This window comes from Nocardia sp. NPDC003963 (assembly GCF_053605105.1).
This window is the reverse complement of the sequence record NZ_JBSGIP010000019.1, coordinates 87,390-98,291: the sequence shown is the minus strand read 5'-3', so window position 1 is coordinate 98,291 and position 10,902 is coordinate 87,390. Positions and strand designations below refer to the sequence as shown.

Below are 10,902 nucleotides of genomic sequence, written 5' to 3'. Positions count from 1 at the left end.
CGCAGGTGGGGCCCGCCCCGGTTCTGGAGCGACAGAGCGAAGGAGCGAAGCGACTGAGCGGCGGAGTGAAGAACCGGGGTTAATAGGGCCCCACCTGCGACGCCGGAGGCGGCGCCATAAACACGGCCCCCACCCGCGACGCCGGAGGCGGCGCCATGAACACAGCCCCCACCCCGCGGCGCCGAAGGCGCCGCCGAAAACTCAACTCGCGGCCGATCCCGCGGTGAGCGGGCTCAGCGCACTGCGCAGATCGCTGGTCTTGGGGACACCGGAGATCCGGAATCGTTCCCGGCCTTCGGCGTCGAATACGAACGTGGTCGGCAGCGAGAGTACGTTCAACGCCCTGGCCAGGGCCGGGTCGGTATCGATATCGATCTCGATATCGCGCGGTGGCTGGGGCGAATCGGCCAGGTCGCGAGTGGCGTCTGCGACCACCCGGCGTACCGCGGCGCACGGCCCGCACCAGTTGGCGGAGAAATGCAGTACCGCCGGGCTGCCCGACCCGGTCACTCCGGCGGCGACGAGCAGATCGTCACGCGCGCCGGTGTCGCGGTCCAGACCGACCGGCGCGGATCGCACCGAGCCCTCGCGCCGCCGCAGGTACAGGCCGACGGCCAGTCCGGCCAGCAGCATTACCGCCAGAATGGTGATCTCGATCATGGGCGCCGCAATCTGTTCAAATCGATCGTCACATCTCTACCCCGGCCCTCGACCACGATATGGCCGCCCAGGGCGGTGACCTCGGTGGGTCGGATTCCGAAAGGAAGTTCTTTCGTATCGATGGTACGGGTGAACATCGCGAGCATCGCCGGGATGTCGGCCTCGTCGACCACGGGCTCGGACGGGACCGGGGAAATTTCCTCGGAGTACAGACCCGTCGCCACGATCCGCACCTGGTCGCCGTCGAGCAGTAGGTCGGCGGCGACGCTCACTCGTTCCCCGGCGAAACTCGCGCCCTGCTGCCCACTCGGTGCCGAGGGCAGGGTTCCGGTCAGCACCAGTGCGCCCGCCGTGGTCATACCCGACCCGCCCGACCCGCCGGTGCCGTCGGATTTGTCCGCCGGCCGTGAGTGGACCTCCAGATCGGGGATACCGAACAGCCGGCCGAGCTCGGTGGGCGCGACCCGCATCCGGACGTCCACCTGCTCCACCGGCACGCTGCGCACCCGCCCGTCGACCAGGTCGCCGAGCGGCAGGTCCATGCCCAGCAGCGTGGCCTCCAGCCCGATCTCGCCGGGGATATCGGGCCGGACACTGTCGGCCTTGATCTCGATATTGTCGTAGCGGCCGTCGAGTGCCTGCCGCAGGAACGGGAAACCGTGGAAGGTGACCTCCGGGTCGGCACTGAGTTCGGCGCCCACCTTCAGCGATCGTGATACGCGGTACTCCGAATATGCGGCCGCACCGAAATCGACGACCACCGCCAGCCCCGCCAGGCACAGCAGTCCGATGATCAGCTTCCGCATGGCATGCACCCTAGTGGACGCCGACCAGGGCCCTCTTCGGGTCCGCGCGCAAAAGCGACCGGGCCCGCCCGGTTCGGAAGCGATGGAGCGAGGAATGCCGCGACCGGTCGCGTGCCGACGTCGACCATGGATCGGCAATCGTCGAGCACTACTGTGCTGTGAACCTGCCCGGGCGGCTCCAGCCGCACCGCAGCACCTACCTTTCGTCATCTGCTCTTCGCCGACTCCGGATGGTCGACCGGGGCCGCCCCTTTTTCCGGAGCGACGGAATGAGCAGTGCGCGGTGACCGATCCCGTGCCGGCGGCCTCGATAGACCGGCGGCCGGTGCTGCAGTGCGGCGATATGGGCTCACTCGAGCCCGCTGTACTGGTCTTCTGCCCACTCCGGACGGTCTACCTCAGTGGTCGGGGCCGGCCCAGGTTCTGGAGCGACAGAGCGAAGGAGTGCGGCGACTGAGCGCCGGAGTGAAGAACCGGAGTTAACAGGGCTCCGACCCCGCGTCGCCGGAGGCGGCGCAATAAATAGAGCTCGACGCGCTAATCTTGCAGCGATTGCATTATGGATGAGCAACGTGGCGACGGCGACGAAGCTGGCTTTCGCGTAGCTACGAGATGGGAGGAGTGCTTGTGGAGCTGCTCCTGCTGACCTCCGACCCCGACCCCGATTCGGTTCTGCCCTCGCTGACGCTGCTCGCGCACAATGTGCGTCCCGCGCCGACCGAGGTGGCGTCGTTGCTCGAGGCGGGTACCGCGGATATCGCGTTGGTGGACGCACGCACTGATCTGGCTGCCGCGCGCGGGCTGTGCCGGCTGCTCGGTAGCACCGGGTCTTCGGTTCCCGTGGTGGCCGTGCTCACCGAGGGCGGTCTGGTCGCGGTGAACGCCGATTGGGGTCTCGACGATATTCTGCTGCCCAGTACCGGTCCGGCGGAACTGGACGCTCGGCTCCGCCTGCTGGTCGGGCGCACCGGCGGGTCCGCCAGTCCGGAGAACTCGGGCAAGATCACCCTCGGCGAGCTGGTGATCGACGAGGGCACCTATACCGCTCGGCTGCGTGGGCGTCCGCTCGATCTGACCTATAAGGAGTTCGAGCTGCTGAAGTACCTCGCGCAGCACGCCGGCCGGGTCTTCACTCGTGCGCAGCTGCTGCAGGAGGTGTGGGGTTACGACTTCTTCGGTGGCACCCGGACCGTCGATGTGCATGTTCGGCGCCTGCGCGCGAAGCTGGGCAGCGAGTACGAGTCGCTGATCGGCACGGTGCGCAATGTCGGGTACAAGGCTGTACGTCCCGCCCGTTCGTCGAACAAGAACGATCCCGATGCCCGCTCTGCCAACGGCGGCAAGGACGAGGCCGAAGAGGATTCGATGGCACCGGTCAACGGCACCGTCCAGTGAGCTCGGGCGAGATGGACGATTACGAACTCCAATGGCACGAGATGCCCTCCGCCGATCTCGCGGACCGGGTGAGTGCGTTGCTCGGCGATGCCACCGCCACCGACGGTGTGGCGCCGGTTTCCGAGCAGGCCGTGCTGGCTCTGCGCCGGGACACTCCGGCGCGTCACCTGCTGGCGGTGGCGGGGGCGGAAGTGGCCGGTTACGCGAGTCTCACACCGGCGCACGGCGAGCACCCCGCCATGGTGGAGGCGGCGGTGGCGCCGAAGTGGCGTGACCGTGGCGTAGGCGGCGATCTGGTGGGCGCGGCGCTGGCGGCGGGTGGGCCCGGCGCGCGGATCTGGGCGCACGGGAAGCTACCCGCCGCCGAGGCGGTGGCCCGGCGGTTGGGGTTGGGTGCGGTGCGTGAGCTCTGGCAGATGCGGCGGCCGCTGGCAACTCCTGAGCTACCGGAGGTGGAGGTGCCCGCCGGTATCGTCGTCCGCGCCTATGACGGTCGCGGCGACGACGCGGAACTCCTGCGGGTCAACAACGCGGCCTTCGATTGGCATCCTGAGCAGGGTGGCTGGTCCGATGCGGAGTTCGAGGCGCGCCGCGCGGAGTCGTGGTTCGATCCGGCCGGACTCTTCCTGGCCTTCGATACGCAGCAGCCGCGGCGATTGCTCGGATTCCACTGGACCAAAGTTCATTACGACGAGGATCCCCCTGTGGGTGAGGTGTACGTGGTCGGTATCGACCCGGCCGCCCAGGGGCGTGGACTCGGTCGGCTGCTCACGCTGATCGGTTTGCGTCATCTACGGGACGCGGGCCTGGGTGAGGTCCTGCTGTACACCGAGGCGGACAACACCGCCGCCGTGCGCACCTATCGGGGTCTGGGTTTCGCTCCGGCGCATATCGATATCGCCTACTCGCTGCCGGCCTGAGCCGGGGCGCCCGGCGGGTTACCGTCCGGTACCTCCGGGTTGCTTCCCGGTGTGGGAATACTGCGTGGCGGTATGTGCGGAGTAACAGCGCGGCAAACATCACACATAACGGACGTGTTCGCGCCGCCCTGTTCACCTTCCGTTCACTTGCCCTGGTCCAGTTGTCCATCGACGCGCCCTAGGTTGATTCTGGGCGGCAGTAGGTCGCCTGGTGTGCAAGTTCCCCGCGAACGCCCGCACCACCGCACGCGCCCGGGCCGGTGAGGGACCGGGCGAGTAGGACGTCCGGAGGACTGGAGTGAAGTTCAAGCGCAGCAGCGCCCTCGTCGGTGTTATCGCGGCCGTGACGATGCCGCTGGCCGCCTGCGGCAGTGACGACAATGCGTCCACGACCGGTGTCGAGGCCAATTCCGACGTCACCTGCGGTGGCAAGGAGGCGCTCAAGGCCAGCGGTTCGTCGGCGCAGAAGAACGCCGTGGAGCGTTTCACCGCTGCCTTCGAAACCAACTGTGACGGCCAGACCCTCAACTACACCTCGAGTGGCTCCGGCGCGGGTGTCAAGGAATTCCTCGGCGGCCAGACCGATTTCGCCGGTAGCGACTCCCCGCTCAGCGAGAAGAAGGGCGAGCCCGCCGCGGCCGCCGAGCGTTGCGCGTCGCCCGCGTGGAACCTGCCGACCGTGTTCGGCCCGATCGCCATCACCTACAACATCGACGGCGTCACCGATCTCGCGCTCGACGGCCCGACCGTCGCCAAGATCTTCAACGGCACCGTCAAGACCTGGAACGCCCCGGAGATCCAGGCTCTCAACGAGGGCAAGCAGCTGCCCGCCGAGCCGATCAAGGTCGTGTACCGGTCCGACGAGTCCGGCACCACCGACAACCTGCAGCTCTACTTGGACGCCGCTTCCGAGGGCGCATGGGGCAAGGGTTCCGGCAAGGTCTTCAACGGTGGCGTCGGTGAGGGCACCCAGGGCAACGAGGGCACCTCGGCCGCGGTGAAGAACACCGAGAACTCCATCTCCTACAACGAGTGGTCGTTCGCCAAATCGCAGAACCTGTCCGTGGCCCGGATCATCACCTCCGCCGGTCCCGAACCGGTCGAGCTGACCTCCGAGACCGCCGGTAAAGCGATCAACGGCGTGAAGATCAAGGGCGAGGGCAACGACCTGGTGCTCGACACCTCGTCGTTCTACAAGCCCACCGAGGCCGGCTCCTACCCGATCATCCTGCCGACCTATGAGATCGTGTGCTCCAAGTACGCCGACGGGGCGACCGCGACCGCTGTCAAGGCATTCCTGTCCTCTGCCGTCACCAACGGCCAGGACGGTCTGGCGGACAACGGTTACGTGCCGATCCCGGAGGAGTTCAAGACCAAGCTGACCACGGCGATCAACGCCATCTCCTGATAGCGCGAATATGACAGTCAACCCAGAGGTAGCCGCCGCGGACTCGTCAGCAGTGACGAGCCCGCGCAAGGCCGGAGACACTGCACCCATGTCGAGCGACCCCAAGAAAGCGCCGTCGCGTAACAGTGGTGGCAACAGCCGGCGCGCCGAACTGATCTTCAAATCGCTGGCGACGACCGCGGCCGCGATCATCGTGGCGTCGATCGCACTGATCGCGCTGTTCCTGCTGATCCGTGCGGTGCCTTCGCTCCGGGCTGACGAGGTGAACTTCTTCACCAGCGCGGAGTTCAACACCGGTGACGCGGACAATCTCCGCTTCGGTATCCGTGACCTGTTCATGGTGACGGTGTTGAGCTCCGCCTTCGCGCTGGTCATCGCGGTCCCGATCGGTGTCGGTATCGCGTTGTTCCTGACCCGCTACGCACCCAAGCGGCTGGCCCGCCCGTTCTCCATGCTGACCGATCTGCTGGCCGCGGTGCCCTCGATCGTGTACGGCCTGTGGGGCCTGCTGGTGCTGGCGGAATACCTGAAACCGCTGCAGGAGTTCCTCAACCGGAATCTCGGCTGGTTCTTCCTGTTCTCCGACGGCAATGTGTCGATCGGGGGTGGCGGCACCATCTTCACGGCCGGTGTGGTGCTGGCGGTGATGATCCTGCCGATCATCACCTCGGTATCGCGTGAGGTTTTCGCGCTGACTCCCCGCGCGCATATCGAGGCCGCGCAGGCACTCGGCGCGACCAAATGGGAGGTCGTGCGGATGACGGTCCTGCCCTACGGCCGCAGCGGTGTCATCGCCGGATCCATGCTCGGTCTCGGCCGGGCGCTCGGTGAGACCATCGCTGTCCTGCTGATCCTGAAGATCTCCTCGACCCCGGGGACCTGGTCGCTGTTCGACGGCGGATTCACCTTCGCGTCCAAGATCGCCTCGGCCGCGGCCGAATTCAGCGCGCCGTTGCCCACCGGCGCCTATATCGCGGCGGGCTTCGTGCTCTTCGCGCTGACTTTCGTCGTCAACGCGCTGGCCCGGCTCGCGGCGGGCGGAAAGGTGAACGGCTGATGTCCACCACCATGACCAGCCTCGACAAGCCGATCAAGGCGCCGACCTTCCGGGACGTGAGTACGGCCCGCAAGATCAAGAACAATGTCGCGACCGTGGTGTTCGCGCTGTGCTTCCTCGTCGCGCTCATCCCGCTGGGCTGGGTGCTGTGGATGGTGGTCAGCAACGGTATCGGCGTCGTCATGTCGCTGGACTGGTGGCAGAACTCGCAGAAGGGCGTGCTGCCCGACCAGACCGGCGGCGGTGTGTACCACGCCATCTACGGCACCATCGTGCAATCGGCGGTGGCCGCGGTCATCGCCGTACCGCTGGGCATCATGGCGGCGGTCTACCTGATCGAGTACGGCACCGGCCGGTTCGCCAAGGTGACCACCTTCATGGTCGATATCCTGGCCGGCGTCCCCTCCATCGTCGCGGCCCTGTTCATCTTCGCGCTGTGGATCGCGACCCTGGGATTCCCGCAGAGCTCGTTCGCCGTGGCCCTGGCCCTGGTACTGCTGATGCTTCCGGTGGTCGTACGCAATACCGAGGAGATGCTCAAACTCGTCCCGGACGAGCTGCGTGAAGCCTCCTACGCCCTGGGTATCCCGAAGTGGAAGACGATCGTGCGGATCGTCATCCCGACCGCCCTGCCCGGCATGATCTCCGGGATCCTGCTCGCGCTGGCCCGCGTGATGGGCGAGACGGCGCCGGTGCTGGTGCTGGTCGGGTACAGCAAGGCGATCAACATGAACATCTTCGACGGCAATATGGCCTCGTTGCCGCTGCTGATCTTCCAGGAACTCAAGAGCGCCGAGGACGCGGGCCGGCAGCGGGTGTGGGGTGCCGCGCTGACCCTGATCCTCATGATCGCGGTGCTCTACCTGGCGGCCGCGGCTGTCAACAAGCTCCTCACGCGGAACCGATAAGGGCGGAAACGGAATAACTGATGGCCAAGCGGATCGACATCAAAGACCTGAACATCTTCTACGGCAAATTCCACGCCGTGGCCGATGTGGCGCTCAACGTCTTGCCGCGCAGTGTGACCGCCTTCATCGGCCCGTCCGGTTGCGGTAAGTCCACTGTGCTGCGGTCGCTGAACCGTATGCACGAGGTGACCCCGAACGCCAGCGTTTCGGGTTCGGTCATGCTCGACGGTGAGGACATCTACGCCTCGCAGGTGGACCCGGTCGGCGTGCGCCGCACCATCGGCATGGTGTTCCAGCGCCCGAACCCGTTTCCCACCATGTCCATTCGCGACAATGTGGTGGCCGGTCTCAAACTCCAGGGTGTACGCAACAAGGGCGAACTCGACGAGGTCGCCGAACGCTCGCTGCGCGGCGCGAACCTGTGGAACGAGGTGAAGGATCGCCTGGACAAGCCCGGTGGCGGACTCTCCGGCGGTCAGCAGCAGCGTCTGTGCATCGCGCGGGCCATCGCGGTATCCCCGGACGTCCTGCTGATGGACGAGCCGTGTTCGGCGCTGGACCCGATCTCCACGCTGGCGATCGAGGACCTGATCACCGAACTGAAGAAGGAATACACGATCGTCATCGTCACCCACAACATGCAGCAGGCGGCGCGGGTGAGCGATAAGACCGGTTTCTTCAACCTCGAGGCCCAGGGCAAACCGGGCCGGCTGGTGGAGATCGACGATACCGAGAAGATCTTCTCCAACCCCGGTGAGAAGGCCACCGAGGACTACATCTCCGGCCGTTTCGGCTGAGCCACCGGCGGCACCGACGACCAGAAGCCCGCGGGAACGATTCCCGCGGGCTTCTCTGTGTGCGTCGTACAGGCCGGAATCCCTCGTGTCGCCACCGGACCCGCAGCGGCCGCCGCGCCGCCACACCTTATTCCAGGCGAGTTGTTGTTTCTTCCAACATGATTCGATATCCTGTGTGAGGCAGGGGGGGAGAAAATGACACGACCTCTGCGAATTTTGTTCGAGTGAAAGAGGATTCGTGATGGCAATACGATTGTTCACCAGTGGATTGCTCGGTGTGGCCACGATCTTGGGCGCGACCTTGCTGGCCCCGCAGGCTGCGGCTGTGCCGACAGACCCGTGCAATGAGTCCACCGTTGGCAACACTCGCCATGAGGGCACGACGAAATGGGTGTGCTATTCGCATGGCCAGGGCCGGTACGAATGGATCGTGGCCAACTAGTGATACCGGCTTCGGCCGAAATCTACGCTGTCGACAATTGGCGATCCGTCGGCACGTAATCCAATTCCAATGATCGGCCCCGCCCGATATCAGGCGGGTTTCAGCGATCTCCGCAACGCCCGGAAACTCTGGATGTTGCGGAGATCGTGATTTCTGTACCGGGCGGCTTCGACTCCCACGTCTACCTGACCGGGGACGGTCCATCCCGGCCGACGGCACGACGGCTACCGGTTCGGTATGGCCCGCACCTCGCGCACCGCGACGGTGCCGGCCGTCGACCGAACGTGGGCCCGGGGCTATACCTCGGTGTCTTCGTCGGGCGGAAGTACACCGGTGACCGGGAAAATCGCCCGGCGACCGATTTCCACGGCCGGGCGAGAAGGCCCCCGAGGATTACACCTCCGACCGTTTCGACCGGTCCGGAGAATCTACTGATTCCAGACGCTGTTCTCGAATTTCCAGTCCGTGCAGCCCTGACCGTCCACGCACAGTTTCAGCCCGACCTGCAGAATGCGCGCCGGGCCCTCCGCGAAGATCTGATCGTGCGCGGGCTTGTCGCTACCGAAGCTGATCGTCCGATTGCCGCCGTCCTTCATGCCGAAGGTCGCCTGGGCTTCGAAACTGCAGTGGGCATCGGTATTGTCGTTGCGGCCCGTTTTGACGTACCACTGGATGCCGTACCCGTCCATGGGCACTCCGCCCAGGTGCACCACATCCGCGGACCACACACAGCTGCCGAGTTGCTGGCTGACGACGGGGGTGGCCGACGCGGTACCGGTGGTTCCCATCATGAGCGCGGTAGCGGAGGCGGCGACGCCGAGGCCGGACAGAACGGATTTCGCTGACTTGCGCATTACTCTTCCTTCTGGGGTTCATCGGTTCGAATATGCCGAATCCGCTGCTGCGGAGTCCGGTGATCGAGATTCGTCCGCCCGTAAAAGGGCAGAGTCGATCGAGCCACCGAGGCCCGATACCTTGTGGTTGTGGTTTCCGGTATATCGAACGACTACGGCATATCCGCGGTAGCCGGGATTCTCATCGGTGCGATTCCCGCGTCACGGGATCATCGGTCGACAGTTTTCCTTCCTCGAACGGCTGCACTCCGATTTCTCGGACCGCCCCCGCAGGCCATTACGAAGCCGTCCTCGTCGAAAATTTCGCTGACATGAGATTTGACGGTCTCGCCGGTGATCCGGTTCCACGGATTCCGAGGAATTCTGCCGATCCCGCTCACCGGACACAAAAATGCGGGACCGGTCGGACCGGTCCCGCAGTGTGTTGTATTTCGAGTTGTCCGGATCAGGACTCCGTGTCCTCGTCGGGGGGGAGAACGCCGGTCACCAGGAAGATCACCCGGCGGCCGATCTCGACCGCGTGATCGGCGAAACGCTCGTAGTAGCGGCCCAGCAGCGTCACATCGACGGCCGCGGCCACCCCGTACTTCCATTCCCGGTCCATCAGCAGGGTGAACAGGTGGCGATGCAGATCGTCCATCGCCTCGTCGTCCTGATTCAGCTGGGCCGCGCGCTCGGGATCACGGGTGTCGAGCACCTCCTGAGCGCTGTTGCCCATACTGACCGCGATCCGGCCCATTTCGGCGAAGTAGCCGTTGACCGCCTCCGGCAGGGCGTGATTGGGATGCCGGCGCCGCGCTACCTTGGCCACGTGCAGGGCCAGGGTGCCCATCCGGTTCACATCGTTGACGATCTGGATCGCGCTGACCACCTGCCGCAGATCACCCGCGACCGGGGCCTGCAGGGCCAGCAGCGCGAACGATTTCTCCTCGGCATCGGCGATCATCTCGGCGATCCGGTCGCCTTCCCCGATCACCTGCTCGGCGAGGGGGAGATCGGCCTGGAGCAGAGCCTGCGTGGCACGATCCATGGCCGAACCGGCGATACCGGCCATCTCGCCCAACAGGTGGGCGAGATCGGCCATTTGCTCGTTGTAGATGACACGCATGCAAAAGACAGTAGTTGGCGGCGCTGACCAAGTCACCAAACAAGCGGTGAATGAGTGGTGCCGAACGCTCGAGTCACTTCTACCGCATCCGAAAGGCCCAGAATTCGCAGATCATGCCGGAGATGTCCTGTTCGAGGAGGCCTGAGGCGAGCCGATCGCCTCGACAAGGCTCCCGTGTGACCCTGCACATCGGGTCACACGGGAGCTATTGTCGAAAAATCAGGCCGAGCGGCCGGACTCGGTCAGTAGATCCAGAAGAGCCAGGTGTCATTACCGTGCATATCGCCCTTGGCGCGGAACTCGCAAGTCGGGCTCACGTTGGAACCCTGCGCCTGCATCTGCGAACGCTCCTGCTCGCAATCCGCCGGCGACCGGTGCATATGCCACCGAGGAGCTGCCTGGGCCGGTCCCGCGAGCAGAGCCAAGGCGGCTACTACGGCAGAAGCTCCGAAGACAAATCTGCGTACCACTGAAATCCCCTCCCATGATGGTGATCACCCGATGATGATCGACCGATTCGAAGCTATCACCCACGCAGATGTTGCTC

Annotated in this window: 10 protein-coding genes; 6 read left to right on the top strand and 4 right to left on the bottom strand. The window is 65.4% G+C overall.

All coding sequences use genetic code 11. The features are described from left to right. Positions 1-201: 201 nt before the first annotated feature. Positions 202-660 (bottom strand): TlpA family protein disulfide reductase, encoded by a 459-nt coding sequence (locus tag ACWEWT_RS24930; protein WP_452562405.1) that lies wholly within the window; start codon positions 658-660, stop codon positions 202-204. Continuing rightward, positions 657-1,466, bottom strand: coding sequence for an LmeA family phospholipid-binding protein (locus ACWEWT_RS24925; RefSeq protein WP_452562403.1), 810 nt, complete (start codon positions 1,464-1,466; stop codon positions 657-659). Before ACWEWT_RS24925 ends, ACWEWT_RS24930 begins: the two co-directional genes overlap by 4 nt. A gap of 627 nt (positions 1,467-2,093) precedes the next feature. Between ACWEWT_RS24925 and ACWEWT_RS24920 the strand changes: the two genes are divergently transcribed. The 6 genes from ACWEWT_RS24920 to pstB all read left to right on the top strand — a co-directional run bounded on the left by ACWEWT_RS24920 (position 2,094) and on the right by pstB (position 7,951). Further along, positions 2,094-2,861 (top strand): winged helix-turn-helix transcriptional regulator, encoded by a 768-nt coding sequence (locus ACWEWT_RS24920; protein ID WP_452562401.1) that lies wholly within the window; start codon positions 2,094-2,096, stop codon positions 2,859-2,861. Between the two features lie 11 nt (positions 2,862-2,872). After that, positions 2,873-3,781 carry a mycothiol synthase gene (gene mshD, locus ACWEWT_RS24915; protein ID WP_452562399.1) on the top strand — a complete coding sequence of 303 codons (909 nt, stop codon included), beginning with the start codon at positions 2,873-2,875 and terminating at the stop codon, positions 3,779-3,781. 298 nt (positions 3,782-4,079) lie between these two features. Continuing rightward, positions 4,080-5,189 (top strand): phosphate ABC transporter substrate-binding protein PstS, encoded by a 1,110-nt coding sequence (gene pstS, locus ACWEWT_RS24910; RefSeq protein ID WP_452562398.1) that lies wholly within the window; start codon positions 4,080-4,082, stop codon positions 5,187-5,189. Positions 5,190-5,277: 88 nt separating this feature from the next. Further along, positions 5,278-6,246: a phosphate ABC transporter permease subunit PstC gene (gene pstC, locus ACWEWT_RS24905; RefSeq protein WP_452562396.1), complete on the top strand. Its 969-nt coding sequence runs from the start codon at positions 5,278-5,280 to the stop codon at positions 6,244-6,246. A gap of 11 nt (positions 6,247-6,257) precedes the next feature. Then, a complete protein-coding gene (gene pstA, locus ACWEWT_RS24900; protein WP_452562418.1) occupies positions 6,258-7,154 on the top strand; it encodes a phosphate ABC transporter permease PstA in 897 nt (298 codons plus the stop codon). A 20-nt stretch (positions 7,155-7,174) separates the two neighbouring features. Continuing rightward, a complete protein-coding gene (gene pstB, locus ACWEWT_RS24895; protein WP_030522834.1) occupies positions 7,175-7,951 on the top strand; it encodes a phosphate ABC transporter ATP-binding protein PstB in 777 nt (258 codons plus the stop codon). 870 nt (positions 7,952-8,821) lie between these two features. On the opposite strand, the gene ACWEWT_RS24890 is transcribed toward pstB, so the two are convergent. Together ACWEWT_RS24890 and phoU are read right to left on the bottom strand one after the other, a co-directional pair. Continuing rightward, positions 8,822-9,247 carry a hypothetical protein gene (locus ACWEWT_RS24890; protein ID WP_452562395.1) on the bottom strand — a complete coding sequence of 142 codons (426 nt, stop codon included), beginning with the start codon at positions 9,245-9,247 and terminating at the stop codon, positions 8,822-8,824. Between the two features lie 445 nt (positions 9,248-9,692). Then, entirely contained in the window at positions 9,693-10,355 is a 663-nt protein-coding gene (gene phoU / locus ACWEWT_RS24885; protein ID WP_452562394.1) for a phosphate signaling complex protein PhoU, read from the bottom strand. Positions 10,356-10,902 lie beyond the last annotated feature (547 nt).

Bases quoted from the DNA above. Each gene is read 5' to 3' on its own strand.
- mshD (WP_452562399.1), top strand. From the start codon at position 2,873: ATGGACGATTACGAACTCCAATGGCACGAGATGCCCTCCGCCGATCTC.
- ACWEWT_RS24890 (WP_452562395.1), bottom strand. From the start codon at position 9,247: ATGCGCAAGTCAGCGAAATCCGTTCTGTCCGGCCTCGGCGTCGCCGCC.
- ACWEWT_RS24925 (WP_452562403.1), bottom strand. From the start codon at position 1,466: ATGCGGAAGCTGATCATCGGACTGCTGTGCCTGGCGGGGCTGGCGGTG.
- pstC (WP_452562396.1), top strand. From the start codon at position 5,278: ATGTCGAGCGACCCCAAGAAAGCGCCGTCGCGTAACAGTGGTGGCAAC.
- ACWEWT_RS24930 (WP_452562405.1), bottom strand. From the start codon at position 660: ATGATCGAGATCACCATTCTGGCGGTAATGCTGCTGGCCGGACTGGCC.
- pstA (WP_452562418.1), top strand. From the start codon at position 6,258: ATGACCAGCCTCGACAAGCCGATCAAGGCGCCGACCTTCCGGGACGTG.
- phoU (WP_452562394.1), bottom strand. From the start codon at position 10,355: ATGCGTGTCATCTACAACGAGCAAATGGCCGATCTCGCCCACCTGTTG.
- pstB (WP_030522834.1), top strand. From the start codon at position 7,175: ATGGCCAAGCGGATCGACATCAAAGACCTGAACATCTTCTACGGCAAA.